We start from the raw sequence: 26,086 nt of genomic DNA on the forward strand, positions 1-26,086 counted from the left end.
GCGGCGGCAAGAGCAGCGCTCGCGGCACCCCCCCAGGGTGGTGTCGCCAGTCCGCTGCTCTCCGTCATTTACATGAACCGATTCCTGAAGCATTGGCGGTTGACGGGGCGCGGCGAGGTGTTCCACGCACATGTCATCTCTTATGCCGACGACTTCGTCATCCTCAGCCGCGGACACGCGGAAGAGGCTCTGACCTGGACGAGGGCGGTGATGACGAAGCTCGGGCTGACGCTCAACGAGGCGAAAACCTCGGTGAAAAATGCCCGGCGTGAAGGCTTCGACTTCCTTGGCTACACACTGGGACCGCGCCACCTTCCCAATGGAGGTCGCTGGCACCTGGGGGCGAGCCCGTCCAAGAAGAGCGTGCAGCGGGTCAAGGTGAAGATCGGCGAACTTCTGGTGCCCGGCAACAAGGGCGCTTGGGACGAAGTGCGAGCACGGTTGAACCGCGTTCTGCGCGGTTGGTCGGCCTACTTCTCCTACGGCGCCCTCGCGTCGGCATACGAGGCCGTCGATCAGCATGTGTATGACCGAACGCGGCACTTCCTCCGTCAACGACACAAAGCGCAGGGGCGTGGAGCGGACCGGTTCTCTCGAGAATATGTCTACGGGGAATTGGCCGTCCGATGCCTTCGACGCGAGCGCAGTCGGTCGTCGCCGTGGGCCTTGCGGTGAAACCAGTCGGAAAGCCGGATGCGGGAAATCCGTACGTCCGGTTTGATGAGCGGGGACGGGAAACGGGGCAATGCCACCGCGCCCGTCCTCGACTCTACAGATCGCCCAGGCGAGCCTCACCATTTCGGAAGGCGGCAAGGCGATCGGCGCCATCACGGTCGGCTTGCTGATCTTCGTCATGGTCCACGGGGCCGACGTGCAGGACCGCGACGGTGCTCCCGACCTGCTCAGGGCGATCCGCTCCCGCCATCCGTGGCTGCGCCAGGTCTTCGCCGATGGCGGCTATGCCGGCGACAAGCTAAAGGACGCCATGGCCGGCCACGGACGCTGGACCATCGAGATCGTCAAGCGCTCCGACGCGGCCAAGGGCTTCGTCGTCCTGCCCCGCCGCTGGGTGGTCGAGCGGACATTCGCATGGCTCGGACGCTGCCGCCGCCTCGCAAAGGACTGGGAGAAATCCATCGAAAGCGCGACCGCCTTCGCCCACATCGCCAGCATCCGCATGCTAACACGCCGCATCGTAAGACATTGCAAAACCGCGTGAACTTTTGAATCCGGCTCTTAAGGCTCGGGTGTCGAATCCTCGAAGGAAAGCAACGCCATGAAGAAACCTACCACATCGGCAGCGGTGACACCGTCTGCGCTCGTCGAGGCAGCTGTGGACGAGGTCCGCGCCAGCTTCGAACGCCTGTGCCTGACGGCCGGGCTGGCCACTCTCACCGGTATGATGGAAGAGGATGCGGCTCGGCTCTGCGGCCCGCGCCATGGTCGCGGTGGCGATCGGGAGGCTCATCGTTGGGGCAGAGCCAAGGGAAAGATCGGCTTTCACGGCGGCAAGGTCGAAGTCGAGCGCCCTCGGGTTCGTGCCCGCTCGGCGGTGAGATGCCCCTGCCGAGCTGGGCGGCGGCGGTCGACGAGGATCTTCTCGGCCAATGGGCGCTCAATCTGATGCTGATGAACGTGTCGACCCGCAAGTTCGGCGGCGCCGTCCGCCTGCCCGGCGGCGACATCCCCGCCGAGCGGGGAGCCGGCGTGACCCGATCGGCGGTGTCGCGTCGCTTCGTGGCGCTGTCGGCCGAGACGATGAAGGCGTGGATGGCCGCCGACCTCTCCGCGCTGGATCTGCTGGTCATCCAGATCGACGGCATCCACATCGCTCAGGACCTGATCCTGCTGGCGGCGGTCAGCGTCGACGGCAACGGCGACAAGCACCCGCTCGGGGTCATGGAGGGGGCAAGCGAGAACGCCGCCGTCTGCCAGGCCCTGCTCGACAACATGGTCGGCCGGGGCCTCGACCCCGCCGTCTGTCGCCTGTTCATCATCGACGGCTCGCGTGCCCTGTCGAAGGCGATCCGCAACAGCTTCGGCCGAAGTGCGCCGATCCAGCGCTGTCAGGTCCACAAGGCCCGCAACATCACCGAGCGCCTGCCGAAATCCCTGCACGCCTCGGTGCGCAGGGCTCTTCGCCAAGCCTGGGAGCTGGACGACGCCGACAAGGCCGAAACGCTGATCCGCAATCTCGCCCGTCGGCTCGAGCGCGAGGCTCCGGGTGTCTCGGCCAGCCTCCTGGAGGGCCTCGACGAGATCCTCACCGTCACGCGCCTGCGGCTGCCGACCGAACTGCGGCGCTCGCTGGCCTGCACCAACATCATCGAGAACATGAACGGCACCATCCGGCGCGTCTGCCGCAACGTGAAGCGGTGGCGGGATGCGGCCATGGCCCTGCGCTGGACAGGGGCCGCCATGATCGAAGCCGCCAAGGGCTTCCGCCGACTGAAGGCCCACAACCAGTTGCCCAGCCTGCGCGCCGCCCTTCTCGCCCATCAGGCCGAGTGCGCCGTCGGCGCCGGCCTTGACCCTGTCCGCGAGGCTGCATAGCCTCCTCAACCAGCCACGTCCGCCGCGCTCTTTTCAACATCGGGTGGGACATCCCCACGGGGACCTTGAACATCAGCATGTGATCGAAGGCGGGCCTGCCGCCCTTCGACCGGTCCGCGCGCAGCACAGCGGCTTCCAGTGCAGGTCGAAACATCTCGAAATCGACCAGCGCCTTCACCCGCTCCAGATCGTCGCCCTTCGCCAACAGTGCCGCCATCCGATCATCGAAGTCGAAGAAACTCGGCGATTGATCCACCATGCCCGCGATCCGCCTCAAAAAGCAGCGAGAGAATCAGCCCAACGCCGATTTGCACAGGGGTTTTTGGAGGCCTCCAACTGGCGGATGGCTTGCTGCGCGTTCTCTTTCCATGACCACGACGCGCGCCGAAGGGGCCGTGTCGTTTGGCGATGCTGATGGCCAGTCATACTCGAACGCCTGCTTTCCCTTTGCAGCCCACAGGCTTCGCGCGTGATCGCCGTGATCGCCTTGCAGCTTGTCGGCCATCCAGAGCAGCGCGCCGAGGATGATGGCGCGGTCATCGCCGGTCAGGTCCACGATGCCGGCCTTGACGACGAGGCCGCCGAGTTCGATCAGATGCCGGGTGCGCTTGCGGCGCTCGACCTGCCATGTGCGCATGTCATGTCGAGCCCGCGCCGCCTGATGCCGGTTGCGCGCCGCCCGATTGTGCCGTAGCGCCGCCCGCGTCGCGGTGAGGCGCCGATGCAGGTCGCCGCGCCCGGCCGTGAAAGAACGCGGCCCCGCGCTTCGCCCATGCCTCCCTCTTTCCGGCATCCTTCGTCTCGGCCAGCACGATCAGCGCGCCCGCCAGTTCGTCGGGGCTGAGGGCGTCGGCGCCGGTCGAAATGACCAGTTCGCCAAGCTGCTGCACCTTGCGGGCTTTCAGGTCTCGCGTCTTGTCTTCGAGCGACCTCAGTTCCGCGTCGAAGTCCCGTGGCTTGCGCATCATGTCCTCCATAAGTTGTCGATGGAGCGATGATAGTTGAGCCTCTGCCGGAATGCTGTAAGGTTGCCGGGACGGTGTGGCACGGCCCGGTCCCTCCCGAGATTTTTTCGAGGGAGGGCGCGCTTATACGTCGTTCCGACGTGCGCTTTGTCGTGCAAATGATCTGATCGCGATGGCGATCTATCATCTCCATGTCAAGGTCATTGGCCGTAAATCCGGTTCGAGCGCGGTGGCGTCCGCCGCCTACCGCTCGGCCTCGCGGCTGCGCGACGAGCGCATTGACCGCGTGCAGGACTTTTCCGCCAAACGCGGCGTCGTCCATTCCGAGGTGCTGCTGCCGGAGAACGCACCCGAGCAATGGAGCGACCGCGAACGGCTCTGGAACGATGTGGAAGCCTTCGAGGTCCGCAAGGACGCCCAGCTTGCCCGCGAGGTGGAGTTCGCCCTTCCGCGCGAGATGACGCAGACGCAGGGCATCGAACTCGCCCGCGACTTCGTGCGGTCCGAATTCGTCGATCAGGGCATGATCGCCGACCTCAATGTGCATTGGGACAGGGCCGAGGATGGGAGTCCCAAACCCCACGCCCATGTCATGCTGACCATGCGTGCGGTGGACGAAAACGGCTTCGGCCCGAAGGTGCGGGACTGGAACCGCACCGAGATGGTCGAACGCTGGCGGGAACGCTGGGCCGCGCTCGCCAACGAACGGCTGGCCGAACTCGACATCGACGCACGGATCGACCATCGCAGCCTGGAGGCCCAGGGCATCGCGCTGGAGCCACAAAGCCAGATCGGCGCAACCGCGCAGCGGATCGAGGGCGAAGGGATCGAAGCCGCCGACCGCGCGGAAATGCACCTCGAGATCGCGCGCGGCAACGGCGAGCGCATCATCGCCAATCCAGCCCTGGCGCTGGACGCCATCACCCATCAGCAATCGACCTTCACGCGCCGGGACATGGCGATGTTCGCGCACCGGCACAGCGACGGGATCGACCAGTTCAATGAGGTGATGAGCGCGATGCGCACTTCGCCCAATCTGGTCGAACTCGGCAAGGACGGACGCGGCGAGGACCGCTTCACCACGCGCGAGATGATCGAGGCCGAACAGCGCCTGCACCGCGCCGCTGAATTGATGGCCGACCGCGAACATCATGAAGTCAACGACAGGGACAGAGCGGCGGCGCTTGCCCGTGCGGAAGAACGCGGCCTTGTTCTGTCCGGCGAGCAGGCCGATGCGTTGGCGCATGTCACGGACGGGCGCGATCTTGGGATTGTGGTCGGCTATGCCGGGACGGGGAAGAGCGCGATGCTGGGCGTGGCGCGCGAGGCTTGGGAAGCGACTGGCTACGAGGTCCGGGGCGTGGCGCTGTCCGGTATCGCGGCGGAAAATTTGGAAGGCGGATCGGGCATCGCGTCGCGCACCATCGCCAGCCTGGAACATGGTTGGGGACAGGGCCGCGACGTGCTCACCGCCCGCGATGTTCTGGTGATCGACGAGGCCGGCATGGTCGGCACGCGGCAGATGGAGCGCGTGCTGTCCCATGCCGCCGAGGCTGGCGCAAAGGTCGTGCTGGTCGGCGATCCGCGGCAGTTGCAAGCAATAGAAGCCGGCGCGGCCTTCCGCTCGATTCACGAACGCCACGGCGGCGCGGAGATCGGTGAGGTGCGCCGCCAGCGCGAGGACTGGCAGCGCGACGCCACGCGCAATCTTGCCAGTGGTAAAACCGGCAACGCTCTTGAAGCCTACCGCTCCCACGACATGGTCCATGCCGCTCCGACGCGGGAGGACGCGCGGAAAAATCTGATCGAGCGCTGGGACCGCGACCGGCAGGCGCATCCAGACGATAGCCGCATCATCCTGACCCATACCAATGCCGAGGTACAGGAACTCAACGAGGCAGCACGCGAGCGGATGCGGGAGGCCGGCGATCTGGGCGAGGACGTGCGCGTCACGGTCGAGCGCGGCGAGCGGAACTTTGCCAGCGGGGATCGCGTCATGTTCCTGCAAAACGAACGCGGGCTTGGCGTGAAAAACGGCACGCTCGGCACCATCGAACAGGTCAGCGAACAATCCATGTCGGTGCGCACCGATGACGGCCGTTCCGTTGCTTTCGACCTGAAGGATTACGACCGCATCGACCATGGCTATGCGGCGACCATCCACAAGGCGCAAGGGATGACGGTGGACCGCACCCATGTTCTGGCGACACCTGGGCTGGATGCCCATGGCAGCTATGTCGCCCTGTCGCGACATCGCGACGGCATGGAGCTGCATTACGGCCGCGACGACTTTGCCAATCAGGACCGGCTCGTGCGCACCCTGTCGCGCGACCGGGCCAAGGACATGGCGTCCGATTATGAGCAGATCGATCCGGCGCGGGATTACGCCGAGCGGCGCGGCATCACCTTCCGCGCCCGTGTCGCCGAGATCGTGCGCAGACTCGTGCCCGAAAAGCTGCGCGACCGGATCGACGGGATGCTCGACGGGGTGCGCTCCCCCGCAGACGCTGTGCCCGGCGGGAATGGTGTGCAGCGGCTGGAAAGGGAGGGGCCGCAAAGTGCGGCGGCGGAAGACCCGGAGGTGTCGTTGCGCCGCGCCCGCACCGATGCCCTCGTGCGCCATGCCCGCGCCATCGATGCGATCCTCAGCGCCGGAGACGCGGAGGGCAAGGCAAGTCCTGTACAGATGCGGGAACTGACCGAGGCCCGCAAGGCCTTCGAGGAGGTTCGCCCGTATGGCTGGCGCGATGCGGAAGCAGCCTATGTCAAGAACCCAGACCTTGTCCGCGAGACGGCGGTCGGCCAGGTTGCTCGTGCCGTGCGCGCCGTCCAGCTCGAAACCGAAATCCGCACCGATCCCGGCCGCAATCCGGGTTGGCGGGCCGACCGCTTTGTGGAGCGCTGGCGGAAGCTCGAACAGACCAGCCAGCGCCAGTATCAGGCGGGCGACATCTCCAGCTACAAGGCGACGCGGGCAGAGATGGGCAATATGGCCAAAAGCCTCGAACGCGATCCGCAGTTAGAGTCCATCCTAGCGGGCCGCAAGAAAGACCTCGGCATCGGTATGGAATCAGGCCGTAGCCTCGGCCAGGAACTCGCCTTCACCCACGGTCTCGGCCTCGGCAGGGGACGCGGCATCGGCATCTGAACCCATCCGATTTGCCGCCGTTCCTGCGCCACAGCCCTGCGACGTGTTGAACCCTCTTGCGCGCGTGTAACCGCCTGACCTGACTGGTCCCAGCAGTTGTCAGAAACAGCCAGCATGAGGCAGGCCAGCCATGCGCCAACCAGACCGTATCATCCGCCTGAAAACCGTCCTTGCCTGGACCGGGCTGTCCAGGTCCACCATCTACCGCAAGATCGCCGAGGGCACCTTTCCCGCGCAGATCAGGATCAGCGTCAACGGTACGGGGTGGAAGGAGTCCGATGTCAATCGATGGATCGCCAATCCCGTCGGATGGCGTCCACGGAGCGAGTCCGACTTCGATGATTTCTGATGAGGGCGGAGGCATGGCCTTTGCTGCCGGTAGGGATGGAACCAGAACGGCGTCAGCCCTCAAGGCCGAGCCGCTGCGCAGGGGCGCTGAAGCGCCCGCCTTGACCGCCCGCCGCCGCTCCGGTCAGGGCTCTCCAAGCAGGCAAGGGCGGATTGTGGGCGCGGTCGCGCTCCCAATTCGGAACGAACAGGCGGCAGGGGCGGCACGATTATAATCCATTGGATCATCATTTCGATTGCATCGACTGAGTCAGTGGAGTAATATCAAACAAGGCAAAATCGGTTCCCGTCAGTGTCGTGGAAACCCCGGAGTTCCTGGCGGCGACGCGCAAGCTGATGGGCGATGACGAGCGTACTTTGCTGGTGGACTATCTGGCCCACAATCCCACGGCCGGCGATCTCGTTCCGGGGACAGGCGGCATCCGCAAGGTCCGCTGGGGGCTGGAAGGGCGAGGCAAGCGCGGCGGCGCGCGGGTGATCTACTTCTACCACGACGCCGACATGCCGCTCTTTGCGCTCACCGCCTACGCCAAGAACGAGCGGGCCGATCTGAGCCAGCAGGACAAGAACGACTTCCGCCAATTGACCATGCTGCTGGTGGACGCCTTCAAGAGGAGAAAGTGATGAACACAGTTGCCGACAGCATCCGGCGTGGCCTTAACGAGGCTCTGGCCTATGCCGAGGGCAAGGCCGACGCGAACGCCTATCGCGTCCATGTTCCCGAGCGGATCGACGTGAAGGCGATCCGCACGAAGCTCGACATGACGCAGGAAGAATTTGCCGGACGGTTCGGGTTCAGCGTCAACACGCTGCGCCATTGGGAACAGGGTTCGCGCCAACCGGAAGGGCCGACTCGCGCTTATCTTCTGGTCATCGACCGCGCGCCGAAGGCTGTTCAGAAGGCTTTGCAGGCAGCGTGACCCGTCCTATATGCCGCCGATACTTCGCCAACGCCGCACGCGTGAGTTTTATGCCTTCACAGGCTGAATCCCGTGCCGCTTCATGCCTGTTTGTCTCGAAAACACGGCAGGAAGCGGCATGGAAGACGACAGTGAATCAAGGCCGGAACGGTTCAAACCGGCCAACGACAATAACGGCCCGCAGGGCGAGCCGAGTGCGGAAACCTGGCTCAAGATCGACCGCGCAGCGCTGACGCTGGCCCGCATCATCGGCCGCCGCATGGCGCGAGAGGATTTCGAGCGGCTGACCGCCGCCAACGACAACAGGCCCAACGCATCCGAGGCGACGGGGGACGGGGCCGACAAGGAGTGAAAGGACCGCCCCGATGACTGCCCGTCCGATGCCGCGCGTTGCGCTCTATGCCCGTTATTCTTCCGACAACCAGCGTGACGCTTCCATTGAGGACCAGTTGCGCCAGTGCCGCGAGCGCGCCGCCCGCGAGGGCTGGACGGTCGCGGAGACCTATTTCGACCGGGCCATATCGGGCGCGTCCCTGATCCGGTCTGGCATCCAGTCCCTGCTTGCCGACGCACAGGCAGGGCGCTTCGACATGGTGCTGTCCGAGGCGCTGGACCGCATCAGCCGCGATCAGGAAGACGTGGCGGGCGTCTTCAAACGCCTGCGCTTCGCGGGCGTGACCATCTTCACCCTGTCCGAGGGCGAGATCAACGAGCTCCATGTCGGCCTCAAAGGCACGATGAACGCGCTGTTCCTCAAAGACCTTGCCATCAAGACCCATCGCGGCATCAGGGGCCGTGTCGAGGCCGGAAAGATTGGCGGTGGCAACGCCTATGGCTATCGCGTCGTCCAGCAGCTCGACGCGCGCGGCGAGCCGATCCGTGGCGAACGCGAGATCATCGAGGAACAGGCCGAGATCGTGCGCCGCATCTTCCGCGAATATGTCGCCGGAAAGGGGCCGCAGCGCATCGCCGCCGATTTGAACCGCGACGGCATCCCCAGCCCCACCGGCAAGCGTTGGAACGACACCACCATCAGGGGCAACCGCATCATCAGTTCCGGCATCCTCAATTGCGAGCTTTACGTCGGCGTGATCCGCTGGAACCGGCAGAAGAAGCTGAAAAACCCCGATACGGGTCACTTCGCCTATCGGGTCAATCCCGAAAGCGAATGGATACGTTCGGAGGCTCCCGAGCTTCGCATCGTGCCGCAGGAGCTATGGGACGCCGCCAAGGCGCGGCAGGACGAGCTGACCGCTCGGTACAAGACCCAGATCGAGGCATCGCGCGAGGGCATGAAGCGCAGCCTCGCCCGAAATGGCGGCCTCAACGCCACCCATCGCCCGCGCACCCTGCTGTCCGGCCTGTTGTTCTGCGGCTGCTGCGGCGGCTCCTATGCCCGTCGCGGGCAGGACCGCTACGCCTGCACCAATCATGTGCTGGGCAATGGCTGCGACAACGCCCGCACCGTGGACCGCAAGGCTCTGGAAGCGCGTGTGCTGGCCGGCCTGTGCGAGCGAATGATGACGCCGGAGATCGCCGCCGAGGCCATGCGAGTCTATGCCGAGGAAACCAACCGGCTCAATCGCGACCGCCGAAACTCGGCCGAAGCCAGCCGCAAGGAACTGGGCGACATCACGAAAGCCATTGCCGAGATCGTGCGCGTCATCGAGCAAGGCGGGTATCACCGCGCCCTGTCCGACCGCCTGACCGAGCTTGAGGCCCGACAGGACAGCCTCACCGCCCGTCTCTCCGACGCGCCACAGGACGTTCCCGACATCCACCCCGGCATTGCCGAGACCTACCGGCGTAGGATCGAGCGCCTGACCGCCGCGCTCGACCACCCCGACGACGCGGCAGAGGCGGCCGAGGCGATCCGCGAGATCATCGACGGCATCATCATCACCCCCGGCCCGATGCGCCGCGACCTCTCCATCACCCTGCAAGGAGAGCTTGGCGCAATCCTCGATTGGATCGAACGCACCGGAAAACCCGGCCACAAGCCTGCGATTGACACCCCATCATCCCGTTTGTCGGTCTCGGTAAAAACCGGGGCATGGCACGGGGGCCATACGGCATGGCGCAGGCGTTCCAGGGTCTGGCGGGCGGCGGTGGTCCCGATCCCCTGGAAGGAGTGCGGCGCGAGCGAGCACAGGCACAGCGCGAGCTCGATCAGGCCTTGGCCGCGCTCGCCACGCTGCGGTCAGCCCCAAAGACGGCTTCGGCGTCGAAGGCCGCATCCGTCGCGCAGCCGGGCGAAGAACGCTGCGTCGAAGGCGGCCGCTGCACCATCGTCGAGCGCACGGTCTTCTGCCGCACCCCGCAACAGCTCACAGCCATCCTGTCGGAGCGGCCGGGACCGGCGCGGCGCAGGGTGCGCGATCTCTTCGCCAGCACCGGCGACTGCACCATCCTCGACGTCGGCGACACGCTGCAATGGGTCGACGCCCTCGTCGTCATCCAGCCGAAGGGCGAGGCGCCGGCCGAACTCATCCCGGTCGCACGCGCCGATGGCCAGCGCGGCTTCGTGCTCAGCGGCGGCGTTGGGATCGCCCCGCCCGCCACGGCGCAGCGCTGAGCCGCGATCTCACGCGCGTTTCCATCGCGTCATCACATCATCGCTTCATTATGGGGGAAAGCATGAAAGTTCTGATGAAAAACCCGAAGACGGGCGAGCTCAAGCGCATCAAGGTCGGCTGGAGCTGGGTCCTGTTCTTCTTCTCCACCTTCTTCGGCATTCCGCTGTTCCTGCGCCGCCTCTATGTCTGGGGCATCCTGATCAATGTGATCAACTTCTCCACGACCATCAGCCAGAGCCTGGCGGACCTCGAGCCGAAGGAGGTGGGGATGATGGTGGTCATGGTCTGCATCCTCGATCTCGGCCTGATGATCTTCTTCGCGGTCAAGGGCAACGAACTCACCGCCAAGAATTATCTGGAGCACGGCTGGGTGTTCGCCGATCCGGATTCGCAGGAGACCTGGTACGCCAAGACCCGATGGAGCCTCGCCATCGACCGGCCGCCCTATCGCACCGAGCCGCATCCCATGGAGCCGAACCGCACCGAGCCGACCATGCGGAGCGAGGGATGATCTCCCGCATCTTCGTAAGCCTCGGCGCCGTCGCCCTCCTGGCGGTGGCGGCTCCCTCCAGCCGGGCGCAGGCGGAAGAACCGGATTGCGAGGCGCCGGACTATCGCCCCGCCGATTTGCGCAAGCCCATGCGCTTCTTCTCTCCGCCGAACGCGATCTGCAGCGGCAATGCCGTCGAGCGCTCAGACCTCGCCGTCGGCATGATCACGCCGGAGACGCCGCAGGCCTTCGCCGCCTTCGCCCGCGACAATCCCGATGGCGGCATGCTGCAGTTCGTCTCGCCCGGCGGGGATCTCGCCTCCGCCGCTAAGCTGGGCGAACTGATCCGCAAGGCCGGCTTCGGCACCAGCCTCGGGGAGATCTGCGTCGGCGCCTGCGCCTATGCCATCCTCGGCGGCGTGAAACGCTACATGATCACGCAAGATCCCGGCGCCGAGGACCAGGGGGACCAGTTCGACCGCTTCGAGGGCGCCACCGGCACCCGGCTCGGCGTGCATCAGTTCTCCTTCTCGGGCACGACCGCCTATGCCCAGCAGATCATGGGGCGGCTGATCGACTATACGCTGAGCATGGGCATCGATCCCCGCTTTCTGGCGATGTCGGCCAAGACGCCGGAGGGCGCACCCCGCTGGCTCACGGCGGACGAGATGCGCGCCTGGAACGTCGACAACACGGCGCGCCGCTATGCACCCCTCAGCCTAGAGGCCGCCGGGGGCATGGGCAGAGACATCGGCGCCACTGCCGAAGTGGCCACGAGCCGCTTCGACGATACCACCCGCCTGCGCCTGTTCTGCCGCAGAGGCCGCAAGAACCCGCTCGTCGCCTTGGTGTTCCAACCGGGCTCGCGCGATACGGCGCTCGGGCAGAAGACCGGCCGGCCGGACGATGTGCTGAGCATGCTGGAGAACCTCGACATGGAGGTGCGCTTCGAGCGCGGCGGCACGCGCAAACTCGCCGCGCGCGTGCTCGACATCAAGCCCAGCCCCACCGCCGAGGCGCCGTTTCAGCTCATCGCCGTTCTGGAGCTCTCTGGCGTGTCATTCCAAGAGCTGGAAGCCATAGTCGCTGTCTCCTTCCAGGACGGGGGCGATCTCTCCCGCGCCGATTGGTCCATCCAGGACGCCCTGCGCTTCCGCGTCTTCGGGGACCGCCGCTTGATCCACCTTGCCATGGCGAACTGCACCGAGTGACTTCCACGTCCCTGTCCATCAAAGGAACCACAGACATGATTGCCACGCTCATGGCGTCCGTGCTCGCCGCAACGCCTGTCGCCTGGATCGTCAAGAACGGTGTCGATGCCCAATCCCGGCGCCCCTATTCCATCGCCATGTTGCCGAGCGACAAGGCCATGCTCGCCTTCGAATGCCAGGATGATCGGGATATCATGGTCGGCCTCACCATCCGCGCCGATCTCATGCCGGCCAAACCGACCGCTCAGAGGGCGACGTTCCGGGCTGGGAATGCCGCGCCGCTCTCCATCGACATGGCCGTCGAGCCGAGCAAGGTCGGCCCGATCTTCATCGCCCGACTGTCGGAGAACCAGCAGGCCTCCAGCCTCGCAACCTATCTGATGGCGCAGAAGGGGGAATTGACCGCATCGATCGCAGGCCAGACCCTCACCTTCCCGGATGACGGCCGAGAAGATGCCTTCATCGCCACCCTCAAGGCCTGCGGAATCGTTCTCTCAAAGAAAAAATGAGGGGAGTGGTGAAAGGGACCATCAGCGGCTCGCCCGAAGCCGGAGTCCGAGGTGACAAAATTGTGATCAGAAAGCATTGGTTGCGCTGCGTTCCCCTCATCCAGAATTCATCCGTCGAGAGTGAGCGGTGTCGGTTCAGAAAAAAATCTCGGACTAGCTTTTCACTAAATGCTCGCAATGGTGATATTGAATTTCATAGAAATACAATTAGAAATAGGTGATTTATTGAAGTGAATTGTATATGATGAAACATGCACCCCGTGTCAAAATCATTATTTATGATAATTTCTATAAATTATGGTGGATACTAAATACATTATTTTTTCTGTAAAAATATAATTACATTATATATTTTTAGTTAATAATATAAATAATCCATACAATTCATTATGTACCTTACGGATATGTAAAATATATCGCGAATCGGCTTATATTGTCCTCTGGGTCAGGCTACCTAGAGTAATAGTTATAAATATAAAGATACACGTAGGGAAATTCTGCCGTTTTCCCGAAGTCATAATCCATCTTTATCTCCCTCCGCCTTGTGTTCGGTGATTGTCTGGCCCCATAATCTCAATGGATGGGGAGGATGGCTGCATGAGGCCGAAGGCAGGATCCAACGAGGTCCGCGAGTCCGGGCTTGCATGCTTAGTGCTCATGCTTCGCATGCACGGTATTGCGGCAGAGGTGGAGCCGCTTCAGCATCAACTCGGCGGAGCTCCTACCGGGGTGCCGGATATCTTGCGGTCTGCTAAAGCCCTCGGCTTGAGGGCTCGGGCTCTTACTTCGTTTTGGCAGAAGCTCACCCGTACTCCCCTGCCGGCGATTGCAGAGCGGATAGACGGGTCCTTTGTCATTCTCGGCAAAGTCACCGACGACACGGCTTTAATTCATGACCCCGTTTCCGGGCGTCCCGCGCAGATGACGCGGGCCGAGTTTCAGGCGGTGTGGAGCGGCCGCCTCATTTTGATGACCCGCCGCGCGCAACTTTCCGATCTCAGCCGACGCTTTGACATTACCTGGTTCCTCCAGGCTATGACGAAGTACCGTCGATTACTCGCCGAGGTGCTGATCGCGTCTTTCTTTCTTCAAATTTTTGCATTGATTACTCCGCTCTTTTTTCAAGTCGTCGTGGACAAGGTTTTGGTGCATCGCGGCCTGACAACGCTCGATCTTCTCGTGATCGGACTCTTGACCGTATCCATCTTCGAGACCGTGCTTGGCGCGTTGCGGACTTATGTCTTTGCCCATACGACCAACCGTATCGATGTGGAGTTGGGCGCGCGGCTCTATCGTCATCTCCTCGGCCTGCCCATCGCCTATTTCCAAGCGCGGCGGGCGGGTGATTCGGTGGCCCGGGTGCGGGAGTTGGAGAACATCCGCAATTTCCTAACTAGTTCCTCGCTGACCCTTCTTGTCGACCTCGTCTTCACGGTGGTGTTTTTGGCGGTGATGTTTGCCTATTCGCCACTGCTGACCTGGATCGTAATCGGCTCCTTTCCCTTTTATGTCGGCCTCTCCTTGGGTGTGACGCCACTATTTCGCCGGCGCCTGGAGGAGAAGTTCAATCGCGGTGCAGAAAACCAGGCCTTCCTGGTTGAGAGCGTCTCGGGCGTGGAGACGCTCAAGGCCATGGCAGTGGAACCGCAGATGCAGCGGCGTTGGGAGGAGCAACTTGCCGCCTATGTCCGTGCCAGCTTTTCGGTGTTGAGCCTGGGCACCTGGGCGAGCCAAAGCGTGCAGCTCATCAGTAAGGTGGTGACTGCGGCGACGCTCTATTTCGGCGCCCGCCTCGTAATCGACGGCTGGCTTACTGTCGGTGAGCTGGTGGCGTTCAATATGCTGGCGGGGCGTGTTGCCCAGCCTGTATTGAGGTTGGCGCAGGTCTGGCAGGACTTCCACCAGGCCCGCATCTCCATCGAACGCCTCGGAGATATCCTGAACACAACGCCGGAGCCGACCTTCAGTCCTGGCCGAGCACCGCTGCCGGCGATACGTGGGGCGGTTACCTTGGAACATGTCACGTTCCGCTATCGGGCCGACGGAGGAACCATTCTCAGCGATATCAGCCTGACGATTCCACCAGGCCAAATGGTGGGCATCGTCGGACCTTCTGGCTCGGGTAAGTCGACGCTGACCAAGCTGGTGCAGCGCCTCTACGTCCCGGAGAATGGCCGGGTCCTGGTGGATGGCGTAGATCTCGCCATGGTGGACGTGGCGTGGCTGCGCCGCCAGGTCGGCGTGGTGCTGCAAGAGAATGTTCTGTTTAACCGCACGGTGCGGGAAAATATCGCCCTCGTTGATCCCAGCCTGCCTATGGAACGGGTGATCGCGGCAGCGCAACTAGCCGGCGCACACGATTTCATTCTGGAATTGCCGCAAGGCTATGACACCATGGTGGGCGAACGCGGCAGCAGCCTTTCCGGCGGCCAGCGCCAGCGCATCGCCATCGCACGAGCCCTCATCGGCAACCCTCGCATCCTGATATTCGATGAGGCCACCAGCGCGCTGGATTATGAAAGCGAACGGGCGGTGCAGCAGAATATGAGCCGGATCGCGCAAGGGCGCACCGTGATTATCATCGCCCATCGCCTCTCGACGGTGCGTAGGGCCGACAGAATCCTCACCCTGGAGCGGGGTCGGCTCGTTGAGGATGGCAGCCATGACGAACTGATCAGCACGGGGGGCCGCTATGCCAGCCTCCATCGTCTGCAGGCAGGCCTCCATGAAGTCGGTTGAAACAGCATCCGCCACGGTGGTGCCCCTGCCGCGCCCAAAACCTCCCCGTTCGCGGGCTGAACTGGAGTTTCTGCCGGCCGCCCTTGAAATCATGGAGACGCCAGCCTCTCCCCTGGGGCGGGCCATCGGGGGCACGATCGTGAGCTTCTTCGTGGCAGCGCTGATCTGGAGCTGCGTCGGGAAGATTGACATCATTGCGACGGCTCCAGGGCGGATTGTGCCGACCGGGCGAACCAAGACGATTCAGCCGTTCGAGACCGGCGTGGTGCGAGCCATCCACGTCAGCGACGGCGACATCGTAAATGCTGGCGACGTGCTGGTGGAGATCGACCCCACCGCCAACGAAGCGGACGAAAGGCGTCTCGACCGCGACCTCATGCAGGACCAGCTCGATATCGCCCGAGTGACCGCGTTGCTCGCAGATGACATCTCCATCTTCGCGCCGCCCGAAGGCGTCGATCCGGCTCTCGTCACAACCGCGCGGCGGCAGACCGAGGAGCAGCGCGCCGAACACCAGGCCAAGCTCACCGCGCTCGATCGCCAGATCGCGCAGAAGCAGGCGGAAGCACGTGAGGTCAAGGCCACCATCGAAAAGGGCGAAGCGGCTCTGCCCATGCTGAAGGGGCAGTTTGAGATCCGCGATGCCCTCGTGCAGAAGGGATTTGGCACGAAGCTGCTTTCCCTTCAGGCAGAGCAGCAGATGGTGGAGCAGCAGCGGCAGATTATCGTAGATACTCACCGCGGGGAGGAAGTTGCAGAAGCCCTCGGCGCATTGGAACGCCAGCGCGACGAGACCCAGGCGGAATACCGCAAGACCCTGCTGTTCGATTTGGCTAAGGCGCAGACACAAGCCGCCGAGCATGGCCAGGATGCCGTGAAAGCGGCCCAACGCCGTGGTCTCCAGACCCTTACCGCCCCGGTGGACGGCACGGTGCAGCAACTTGCCGTCCACACCATCGGCGGGGTGGTGACACCGGCGCAGCCGCTCATGATGGTGGTGCCGAAGGACAGCCACCTGGAGATTGAAGCCAATCTCGCCAATCGGGACGTGGGCTTCGTTCATGCAGGACAGGCGGCAGAGATCAAGGTGGAGGCTTTCACCTTCACGCGCTACGGTCTTTTGCACGGGACGGTAACGAATGTGAGCCGCGATGTCGCGGCCCCGCAGACGCAGGCTTCAAAGCCGAGCGATGCCGAGGTGCCGGAAAGCGATGCGGAGCGCCAAGCGCAGCAGCCAGCCTATATCGCGCACATTACAGTGAGCGAGACCGGCCTCCAGACCGAAGAGGGGTGGATGTCCTTGGAACCGGGCATGGCCATCACAGCGGAGATCAAGACCGGCCGGCGCAGGGTAATCGAGTTCCTGCTTTCACCACTTCTGCGGTACAAGCACGACTTCGGGCGGGAGAGGTAGCGGTTGACGAGGCTTAACCGTAACACAAAAGCCTGTTCACTATTAGAGGCAGTCATGGGGATGTTCGACTGGGTGAGTTTCGAGAACGGCAAGGCTTGCTATGCAGGTGCGGTGCGCGGTGGCGACGATTCTGGACACGATACATTTGGCATCGAGTTTTCAAACGGTAGAGTTTTTTATGGGGAATTCAAGCGTCTATTTCTCGAAAATAAGAATGATTATGATCTCATTATTATTTCGTTCGGATACGTTGATAGGCGCAATGTCGCAAATAAGACCCCAGGCGCACGCGTACAATTTTCGATTGACGATGAGATTCTCGTTAAGAATTTAATTAGCAATTTATTTTTTGACGGAAGACCAAATGAGGATAAGCCGTACCCATTGAAAATACGAGGAATTGAGCGATTTACCGGTAAATTACTTTTTTCCAACGAATGCATATTATCAAAATAGATAATTGTGCTTGTTTTTTTAAAAATTTATTTTGTAGAGATAGATGCCAGATTTTTCAACTCAGATATCGGAAATAAATCAGGCTACAAGCTTAGATGAAATAAGCACTATTGTCCGTCAAATTTCAGCAACCGGCACCGGAAATGGCGGCATTCTATATAGTGGAAATATATGAATCGCCAACGCCGGCACTATTGCCAGTGATATAGCGAATAAAACAGGAAATAGTATTATAGATCAAACCGAGAGGGGTGGAGGTCCTTGGAGGCGGGTATGGCTATCACAGCGGAGATCAAGACCGGCCGACGCAGGGTAATCTAGTTCCTGCTTTCGCCACTTCTGCGGTACAAGTACGATTTCGGGCAGGAAAGATAGAATGGGGCAATCGTGATTACGTACGCGAAATTTTCATGGTGCACGAGATGACCGTATTTAAATTCCATCCAATACAGAAGACTAACGATACTCTGGAGATTCACGCTCAATCGAGCGGCTCACACCGATTCCATCGAGCCGAAACGAACGGTTCCGTATTTGTTCGGTTCTGGGTGATAACCACCTTATCTCTTTTTCATGTTTTTTTGATGCGTTCTCAACCTCTGCGCGCAGATACCATTCTCTCACCAACCAATATCGAACATCATACCCTGGCAACGGATTCAGGCAATAAAATCATAAGCATCACAATGGGAGATATAATTTATGATATTCCAGCTAAATATCTCATGACCTTCACGCTGCCGCATGAAAAGAATGGATATTCTTCTTTCACAATCAGAGCTCTTTTACCTGATTTATCTCCAAAGACTGATAAAAATGCTGCTGACTTTGACCGTTTGGGGTGGCATGATCAATTTATAGCGCTTTTTGAGTATCCACGTCGCCCGCAGGCGCCGAATGATTTGCTGCATTATTATCTAACTTTACGAAATCACGCCGATTCTGATTTCGAATATCATGAAAAGAACCTTAAATTGTATCATTTTGATAAAGGGGCTCCACCAGATATATTTGTCGGAGAGTACAAAACGCATATGCTTGTTGTCAGTTGTGATGACTTTGGCCACGGGCTCGCGTACATCCCCTATCCCATCTGTACTATCAACGAATCTTTCAATGGGGATGTCGGTGTAATATATAGCTTCGGACGGCAGCACGCGCCTAATTCTATAGAAATAGAAGAGCGGCTGCAAAATTTACTGCACTCGTTCGAGAGAAAATAGATAGAATCTCACAAATATGGAGCGCGCGCGATGATTGGCTATACGCATGACCAAATCCTTTCACTTCAAAATTACATTGATAATGCAAAAATAGAACTCACGTCTGGCCACACTCAAGAGGCGATTAATAACATTTTATTATATTATAATGCGCAAACCGACTTTCGATCTTACGCAGGACTGGCAATAAGTGTTATAAACAATACGGAATTATTCGGAAAAACTGCAAATCAGAATATTATTGATGCAATTGGATTGGATGAATATAATCAAAAACGCGGACCTCTCATCGTAGCTTTAGCGACAGCCGATATGGCGTTAATTGCCGCAGCCCCCGACCAATTACCCACAGCTAACCAGGAAGCAACTTACCATTATCTACAGTTCGCGGCGTTAGGTATACCCGTAACCGCTTGGGGCGGCGCGGCCGCTGCGGCAATGGGACTAGACTGGAGCAATGGAAATTTAGCACCGGAAGAGCAAAGTAACAACCTCGCAGATAACCTTTATGCAAGCAGCCTTACTCCATCCGACGTCGCAGCGGCGCTTGGGAGTTTAGAGTGGGCTGGAATTCAATCTATATTTCAAGGAAATATTGAGCAATCAGCGTCATCGATTATCGGATTTGAGAGTCAGGTATTGTATTTTACGAATGCCTATCTACCAGCACATCAATATACCGGGTCTTCCTTTGGTTTCGCTGCGGGAATAGATGATAGCGGAAATTTTGTATTCTCGTTACCCTCGCAGGATTACTCTGGATCGCAAGTGCAAATTAATTCGGAAATAAATCAATCTGGACTGCCTATATCACTAAATCTTAGCTGGTTGGACGGAAGTTTTACGCAAGCCGCGTTTTCTAATGATACTACTGGCCCCTCTGTTCAACTTCAAATCGGAAACGCGAGCTCAGCTATAGATCTCACGGAGCTTTTTAATAATGATGGTACAGAAACCATAAATTTTGGGCAGACCTCCATCACTGTGCCAAGTATATCTTCGGGTGCTCCTGCGTATTTGGGGCAAGGGGCATGGTCCATCACACAAGGGTCGCTTCAGAGTGGGACAGCATTTCAGCTATACATCGATCCATCCATATTGATTGGCGGGTTTCAAAATCAGCCCGAGATTCAACTTATCCCAACAAGTGAAGATCAACACGCTAGTATTGAGGTGCCGAGCGGAGCCATCGTGTCGTTACACGAGGATGGAACTGTTGAATATGAGATGGACAACAGTACGTTATCAGTTCCCGTTGGCCTTAAAGTGGAAATTATCGGGACAGGTAACAGCATTCTCGCCAGCACCGGTGACGACATTTCAATCCAAGGAGGCGGAAACACGATTCAGGCCCAATCTGGCGACCGGATCGAACTCAGCGGAACTGAAGGTAATACCGATGCCGTGATCGCTACAGGCGATACCTACGGCACGACGTTGGCGGACGGGACCCTGACGGGCATATTCCTCGACGACAACAGCCAAGCCGATGTTAGTGGAAACAATGACGGTGTCATTGAGGGAAATGGTGTCTCACTCGTTGTTACAGGCGGCGGAAATTCCATCACCATGGGGACAAGCGATGCGACCGAGATCGCAGGCACCGGCGGCATTTATGACAACGTCTTCGCGTCCGCTGGGACAACCGGAACCACCGCGAACGGCCTGACCTCTCAGATCTGGATGGACGACAATACCCAAGCTGACATCAGCGCGAGCGGAGCCACGATTGAACAGGGCGACGGAGCCTCTCTCAACACCTCGGGCGGCGGCAATTCCATCACAATGGGAACAAACGACGCACTGGGCGTCTCGGGGACCGGAGGTGTCTACGACAACATCTTCGCCAGCGCAGGCACCGCCGGCTTCACGGCAGACGGCTTAGCATCGCAAATTGTGCTCGGCGACAATTCCCAAGCCTACGTCAGCTCAACCGGCGCGCAGATCGAGGAAGGCAACGGCGTTTCTCTCGACACCAGCGGCGGCGGAAATGTCATTACGATGGCGCAAAACGATTCGACGGGAATTTCAGGCACCAGCGGGGCATACGATACCATCTACGCATATGGCGGAACAACCGGCGTGTCGGCCGATGGTCATGCCTCTCAAATCGTCGTCGGTGACAATTCTCAGGTCGATATCACCGCGAACAATGCGCGGATAGCCGAAGGAGATGGCGTCTCCGTCAATGCCGATGGCGGCGGAAACGTGATCTCCACGGCGAACAACGATGCGACCACGATTACCGATACCTATGGGAATTACGATACACTTTATGCCTACGACGGTTCGAGCGGAGTCACCGCCGACGGCAAGACATCACAGATTACATTAGGGGATGACACTCAGGCTAACGTCAGCGGCAGCAACGCCGTTATCGAGGGAGACGACAATGCCACGCTGAACGCCAGCGGGTTCGGCAACGTGATCCACGCCTCCGAAAACAACACCATTACGGAAAACAATGCGACGATCAGCGTGGCCGCCGGTGATCACGTCACGATCATTGGGTCGGGCGATACGATCATCGCAAACGGTAACGACGACATCACCGTCGAAGGTGGCGGCAATGCCATTCAAGCGGGTGCCGGGGACCGCATCGAAATCAGCGGGACCTACGGCAATGCCGATTCGGTGAGCGCGGCGGGCGACAGTTACGGTTCCGCTATGACGGACGGGGCCCTAACCGGCATCTTTATCGATGACGATGTTCAAGCCGACATAAATGGCAACAACAACGGCATCGTCGTCGGGGATCGCGTCTCGCTCAACGCCGCCGGTGGTGGGGACCTGATCACGTTGGGAGCCGGCGACGCCGCTCAGATCAGCGAGACGGCAGGAGTTTACGACAATATTTTTGCACCTGAAGGGACGGCAGGGCAAACCGCAGACGGCTTGATCTCTCAGATCCTGTTGGGCGACAATTCCCAGGCGAATGTCAGCACCAGTGGTGCCAATATTGGCGCGGGCAATGGTGTTTCCCTCAATGCGATTGGTGGCAGCAATTCCATCACCATGGAGTACAATGATTCTATCGGAGTTAGCGGCACCAACGGCGATTACGATAATGTCTTCGCATATGATGGAACCGGCGGATCCACGGCCAACGGCATGAGTTCGCAGATCTTGATAGGCGACAATTCCCAAGCCTATCTCGCCGCCAACGACGCACAAATTGCGGAAGGCAACGGGGCCTCCCTTTATGCCACAGGCGGCGGTAACATTATTTCGATGGGCTATAGCGATTCCACCGGTATCGGCGGAACCGGTGGGAACTACGATACCATTTATGCTTACGACGGAACGGGTGGCACTACGGCCAACGGCTTAGCTTCTCAGATTTCGATCGGAGACAATTCCCAGGCTAATTTTGTGGGGAACGGCGCGCAGATCGGCGAGGGAAATTTTGCGTCGCTCAATGCGGATGGTGGTGGCAATTCGATCTCAATGGGTCAAGGCGATGCAACCACAATTGCCGAGACCTATGGATCTTATGACAATATTTTTTCTTATGCTGGAACGGGCGGCTTCACCGCCGACGGGCAGATCTCTCAGATTTCATTGTTGGACGATGCTCAGGCAAATGTCAGCGGAAGTAACACCACTATCAATGAAGGAAACGGCGTCTCACTCAATGCATCTGGCGTTGGAAATGTGATTGTTGCCGCTGAGAGCGACGTCATCACAGAGAGTAACGCAGTCATCAACGTTTCTGAAGGGGATCACGTCACCATCATCGGCTCCGGCGATACAATTATCGCGAGCGGCGACGACGACATCATCGTTGAAGGTGGCGGTAACGCCATTCAGGCGGGAAGCGGAGATCGCATCGAAATCCGCGGGACAGACGGGAACGCCGACTCGGTGAGCGCCTCGGGCGACAGCTATGGCGCGAGCATGGCCGATGCAAATTTAACCGGCATCTTCATTGATAGTGATGCTCAGGCAAATGTGTCAGGCAGCAATAACGGCATCGTCGAAGAAGACCGTGTTACTCTCAATTCTGATGGTGGCGGCAACTCCATTATTATGGGGTACAGTGATTCAACTGGAGTTGCCGGAACAGATGGAAGTTACGATAACATATTCGCCTATAATGGAACCATCGGTTCTACCGCGAATGGACTAGCGTCGCAGATCGTTTTGGGCACAAATACTCAAGCATATGTCAGTGCCAACGGCGCCTCTATAGCAGAAGCCAACGGAGTTTCCGTAAGCGCCAGCGGGGGCGGAAATATCATTTCAATGCAGTATAATGATGCGACAAGCATCTCCTCGACGAATGGAATCTACGATACCATTTATGCCTACGCTGGAACCAGCGGGGTAGCGGCCAATGGTCAAACATCGCAAATCCAAGTTGGCGATAACTCCGAGGCAACCGTCGTTGCAGACGACGCAGATATTTATGAAGGGAATGGCGATTCTCTTAATGCCAGTGGCGGTGGAAACACCATATCTACTCAATATAATGATGCGACTGAAATTTCAGGTACTTATGGAAGTTACGATACCATATACTCCTACGATGGCACTGCGGGCGCAGCTGCGGACGGTAGAACGTCGGAAATCTCAATCGATAACAATACGCAGGCGAACATTACGGCAAATGGCGGGATTATATTAGAGTCATTGGGAGATACAATTAACACAGACGGCGGCGGAAATACGATATATGCTGGATATGGAGATTTAACCAAGATCAATGATACGTTCGGAAATTACGATTCAATTTATGCCACCAATGATGGTGTTGGCGGGGTAACCGCGGAAGGCGAGGGAGCGGGCATCTGGTTCGCTGACAATACCCAGGCGTATTTCAGTGGGAACAATGGACAGATTTGGGAGAATACTGGCGACACCGTAAATACCTCCGGCGGCGGGAACGTTATTTCGGCTGGCTTGAACGATCTCACTAGAATTACAAATACCAACGGAAATGCGGATAACATTTCAGCCTATAACGATGGAAATGGCGTTACAGCAGACAATCAAACTTCTGAGATTTGGTTTGATAATAACTCCCAAGCTAATATCAGCGGAAATGGGAATTCGATTGTTGAAAATTCTGGGGACACCTTGGGGGTGTATGGAAGCACTAATACTATATCTAATATAGGTGCAGGCGACGAAACTTGGGTTGGAAATACCAACGGTGGAGTCGACAATTTATATGCGACCGGCGCGGCATTTGGTGGAACAACCGCAAACGGACAGCCCACGGGTATTTACCTTGATCGGGACACTCAAGTTACCGTAGCAGGCAGCAACAATGGACTTTCGTTTTCAAGTGGCGACGAAATAGGCGTACAGGGAGATTTTAATGTACTCAACGGGGGAGCTGGCAACGTCGTAGGTATCATAGGTAATTTTAATATAACTGACGCGATCTATAGCAATGTGATTGTTTGGTCCGGTGTTGACGATGGTCTGTTCGGGCAAGGGAATGATTTCTTCGGCGTCGATGAAGGCGATGTTTATGATCCCTACGACGGGGACGGTGGCTATGGCGACTACGGCGATTTCGGCGGCTATGATGGTGGAGACTTCGGTGATTTCGGCGGCTTCGGCGGCTATGGGTTTGCAAGTCTGAAAGCCCTTTCGAGCACAGATATTGGTGCCATCGCGGCCGCCGATCTTGCAGCGAGGAATCCGACTGCGGCGGTCGCCGCAGAGGCTGCTCGCTTACAAGCTATGACGGCGGCAAATAGTCCCGTACTTGCTGGCCTCTCGGCGGCCGCCTTCGAGGGACCCAAATGGACATCGTTGACAGCTACACCGACAATTACTTGGAGCCTTTCCGTTCCGAGCGGGGGTGAGGGCGGGCAGTTGGAGGGCGAAATCCAACAAGCGTTTGCCACATGGGGGCAAGCGTCAGGCTTGCAGTTCAAAGAGGTGGCAGGCGAAACAAGTGCGGATATCCAAGTCGGCTGGAAAGACTTTGATACTGCGGCAACCGGAGAATTAGGTTACACTGAATTTAGTGCGGAACGTGGTAGCATCCAGCACGGCGCGCGAATTTTCCTGGAAGACCCTGCTCAAGATGCTCTGATTGTCGATGCAAACGGCCGGTATGCTTATGGCGATACTCAGGCCGAGTTCGAACAGATGGCGTTGCACGAAATCGGCCACGCTCTGGGGCTCGCCGACAGCTCTGATTCAGGCTCGATTATGGCCCCCGTCATGACAGGCGCCAATGAGACTCTGGATGCGACCGATATCGATGCCATCCAAGCTCTCTATGGAATCACCTCCCCGGCTGCGGGAGCTTCGACGAGCGATTGGTCCGACCTTACAGCACAGAGTGCACGTCTTATCGAAGCCATGGCCGGGTTTAGGCCGACCACCGGCCCAATTTCCTCCATCCCCGCTCCAGCCAACGACACCAACATACCGGTGCAGCTTGCCGCCTCACACTAGCTGAGAAGTAGGGGCATTCAGCTTAGATAAATGCCGCTCCGTGTGTGTTCAGCTCCGCCATCTTCCAAAAGCTGGCATCTTTGTACTTGGCAAAGATGTCGGGTGGGATAGAGAGCTTTGGTTCGGACGCCTCTACCCGCGCCCGAACCATGTGCATCCCTGGCATGCCCAATTGGGCATCATAGACGGGCTCGTCTGCGGCGACATGACCGAAGTCATGGGTAAACCGGGGTGCCTCGATCAGATCGTAAAGGCGACGGATTGTTCGATCCGGATGGCGCACGAGCGTATCGTATTCCATGATGATTAAGCTCGGTGCAAACTCGCTGAACCAAGCGCCGCGGAGATTGCTCCAGGCAAGACCTACGAGGCCATTTTCGGGATGCATCAAGGTTTCAGTTCGCGCATAGACCGTGCCACCGGGCTTAAATTGGAAGAGGCGAGAGGTTTGAAGAGGGTTTTTACGAAGCATCAGTTCGATGCTGTTAATGATCCAGCCGATGTCCCTCACGCAGCAGATGATGCGAGCCTGCGGATAAAGCGATTTGATGAGAGCCAAGTGCCCTGTCCAAGACCGGTTGGTGTCGAAAATAACGTCACTCATTTGATCGGCGTAGAAGGCATTTAAAATGCCCTGAAGGATGCGTTTGCGCTTTTCGTCGTTGATAAACATGCTGAATTCGCTAGCGCCACTCAGCTTGTGGAGTAGTGGCATCCACAATGAATAGATCGGGCTCGTCATAGACGCGGAAAAGCGCGGATTCTGACGTAAGATTGAAGATAATAGGGTTGAACCCGAGCGAGGAAGCCCGGAGATGAAATGAGCGGTCGCGTTCATGTTAAATTAATCCTCATATTTTCCCATTTTCTATTTAATTATTACCTAAAAAATATGCAATAAATATTTTAATGGCAATAATTAATACGAAGTCTTTTCGATCGATTAAATGATATTCGTCGGATTATTATTTACTACTCTGACGAAAATCCTGCGTTAAGTAGGAGACTCATATTGAGGGTTCTCTGATGAGCGAGACGGCCGTATCGGGTAGCGCGGCGTCGTCGGCTTTTTAACCGACTGAACAGGCCGCTGAATAACAGCGTGCCTGCGATA

The 26,086-nt window shown here is 58.9% G+C and carries 18 protein-coding genes and 3 pseudogenes; 18 read left to right on the plus strand and 3 right to left on the minus strand.

Translation table 11 applies throughout. The features are described 5' to 3' along the window. Positions 1 to 72: 72 nt before the first annotated feature. The 3 genes and pseudogenes from V5F68_RS18960 to V5F68_RS18970 all read left to right on the plus strand — a co-directional run bounded on the left by V5F68_RS18960 (position 73) and on the right by V5F68_RS18970 (position 2,553). Positions 73 to 675: a group II intron maturase-specific domain-containing protein gene (locus tag V5F68_RS18960; protein WP_509211071.1), complete on the plus strand. Its 603-nt coding sequence runs from the start codon at positions 73 to 75 to the stop codon at positions 673 to 675. A gap of 154 nt (positions 676 to 829) precedes the next feature. Next, a pseudogene (locus tag V5F68_RS18965) lies at positions 830 to 1,219 on the plus strand (IS5 family transposase); the annotation flags it as partial. A gap of 57 nt (positions 1,220 to 1,276) precedes the next feature. Then, positions 1,277 to 2,553: pseudogene (locus tag V5F68_RS18970) on the plus strand (IS256 family transposase). A 292-nt stretch (positions 2,554 to 2,845) separates the two neighbouring features. On the opposite strand, the gene V5F68_RS18975 reads toward V5F68_RS18970, so the two are convergent. Further along, positions 2,846 to 3,190: a conjugal transfer protein TraD gene (locus tag V5F68_RS18975; protein WP_281805229.1), complete on the minus strand. Its 345-nt coding sequence runs from the start codon at positions 3,188 to 3,190 to the stop codon at positions 2,846 to 2,848. A gap of 1 nt (position 3,191) precedes the next feature. Continuing rightward, a complete protein-coding gene (locus V5F68_RS18980) occupies positions 3,192 to 3,518 on the minus strand; it encodes a conjugal transfer protein TraD (RefSeq protein ID WP_281806382.1) in 327 nt (108 codons plus the stop codon). Positions 3,519 to 3,690: 172 nt separating this feature from the next. On the opposite strand from V5F68_RS18980, the gene traA reads away from it, so the two are divergent. The 15 genes and pseudogenes from traA (at position 3,691) to V5F68_RS19055 (ending at position 24,972) form a co-directional block, all read left to right on the plus strand. After that, positions 3,691 to 6,666 (plus strand): Ti-type conjugative transfer relaxase TraA, encoded by a 2,976-nt coding sequence (gene traA / locus V5F68_RS18985; protein WP_281805232.1) that lies wholly within the window; start codon positions 3,691 to 3,693, stop codon positions 6,664 to 6,666. Between the two features lie 130 nt (positions 6,667 to 6,796). After that, entirely contained in the window at positions 6,797 to 7,015 is a 219-nt protein-coding gene (locus V5F68_RS18990; RefSeq protein ID WP_281805234.1) for a helix-turn-helix transcriptional regulator, read from the plus strand. 296 nt (positions 7,016 to 7,311) lie between these two features. Further along, positions 7,312 to 7,638, plus strand: a complete 327-nt coding sequence (locus tag V5F68_RS18995) for a type II toxin-antitoxin system RelE/ParE family toxin (protein WP_281805236.1) — start codon at positions 7,312 to 7,314, stop codon at positions 7,636 to 7,638. Next, a complete protein-coding gene (locus tag V5F68_RS19000; protein WP_281805239.1) occupies positions 7,638 to 7,934 on the plus strand; it encodes a helix-turn-helix domain-containing protein in 297 nt (98 codons plus the stop codon). Before V5F68_RS18995 ends, V5F68_RS19000 begins: the two co-directional genes overlap by 1 nt. A 118-nt stretch (positions 7,935 to 8,052) precedes the next feature. Further along, positions 8,053 to 8,286 carry a hypothetical protein gene (locus V5F68_RS19005; RefSeq protein ID WP_281805241.1) on the plus strand — a complete coding sequence of 78 codons (234 nt, stop codon included), beginning with the start codon at positions 8,053 to 8,055 and terminating at the stop codon, positions 8,284 to 8,286. Positions 8,287 to 8,314: 28 nt separating this feature from the next. Then, positions 8,315 to 9,382: pseudogene (locus tag V5F68_RS19010) on the plus strand (recombinase family protein); the annotation flags it as partial. 626 nt (positions 9,383 to 10,008) lie between these two features. Continuing rightward, complete coding sequence (locus V5F68_RS19015) at positions 10,009 to 10,509, plus strand: hypothetical protein (protein WP_509274725.1); 501 nt, start codon at positions 10,009 to 10,011, stop codon at positions 10,507 to 10,509. A 74-nt stretch (positions 10,510 to 10,583) separates the two neighbouring features. Then, positions 10,584 to 11,021, plus strand: coding sequence for a hypothetical protein (locus tag V5F68_RS19020; RefSeq protein ID WP_509274726.1), 438 nt, complete (start codon positions 10,584 to 10,586; stop codon positions 11,019 to 11,021). Further along, the gene (locus V5F68_RS19025; protein WP_509274727.1) at positions 11,018 to 12,211 is read left to right on the plus strand and encodes a COG3904 family protein; all 1,194 of its coding nucleotides are present in this window, start codon (positions 11,018 to 11,020) and stop codon (positions 12,209 to 12,211) included. Before V5F68_RS19020 ends, V5F68_RS19025 begins: the two co-directional genes overlap by 4 nt. 35 nt (positions 12,212 to 12,246) lie before the next feature. Continuing rightward, positions 12,247 to 12,720 (plus strand): hypothetical protein, encoded by a 474-nt coding sequence (locus V5F68_RS19030; protein WP_394016357.1) that lies wholly within the window; start codon positions 12,247 to 12,249, stop codon positions 12,718 to 12,720. 597 nt (positions 12,721 to 13,317) lie between these two features. Continuing rightward, complete coding sequence (locus V5F68_RS19035) at positions 13,318 to 15,459, plus strand: type I secretion system permease/ATPase (RefSeq protein WP_394016358.1); 2,142 nt, start codon at positions 13,318 to 13,320, stop codon at positions 15,457 to 15,459. Next, positions 15,446 to 16,873 carry an HlyD family type I secretion periplasmic adaptor subunit gene (locus V5F68_RS19040; RefSeq protein WP_394016359.1) on the plus strand — a complete coding sequence of 476 codons (1,428 nt, stop codon included), beginning with the start codon at positions 15,446 to 15,448 and terminating at the stop codon, positions 16,871 to 16,873. Before V5F68_RS19035 ends, V5F68_RS19040 begins: the two co-directional genes overlap by 14 nt. 54 nt (positions 16,874 to 16,927) lie before the next feature. Next, complete coding sequence (locus tag V5F68_RS19045) at positions 16,928 to 17,329, plus strand: hypothetical protein (protein ID WP_394016360.1); 402 nt, start codon at positions 16,928 to 16,930, stop codon at positions 17,327 to 17,329. Between the two features lie 410 nt (positions 17,330 to 17,739). Then, entirely contained in the window at positions 17,740 to 18,552 is an 813-nt protein-coding gene (locus tag V5F68_RS19050) for a hypothetical protein (RefSeq protein ID WP_394016361.1), read from the plus strand. A 30-nt stretch (positions 18,553 to 18,582) separates the two neighbouring features. Then, positions 18,583 to 24,972: a matrixin family metalloprotease gene (locus V5F68_RS19055; RefSeq protein WP_394016362.1), complete on the plus strand. Its 6,390-nt coding sequence runs from the start codon at positions 18,583 to 18,585 to the stop codon at positions 24,970 to 24,972. Between the two features lie 22 nt (positions 24,973 to 24,994). On the opposite strand, the gene V5F68_RS19060 is transcribed toward V5F68_RS19055, so the two are convergent. After that, complete coding sequence (locus V5F68_RS19060; RefSeq protein ID WP_394016363.1) at positions 24,995 to 25,810, minus strand: sulfotransferase family protein; 816 nt, start codon at positions 25,808 to 25,810, stop codon at positions 24,995 to 24,997. Positions 25,811 to 26,086 lie beyond the last annotated feature (276 nt).

Origin of the sequence: Roseixanthobacter pseudopolyaromaticivorans (genome assembly GCF_043195145.2) — a bacterium.
In the GTDB taxonomy this organism is placed as follows: Bacteria; Pseudomonadota; Alphaproteobacteria; order Rhizobiales; family Xanthobacteraceae; genus NCEH01.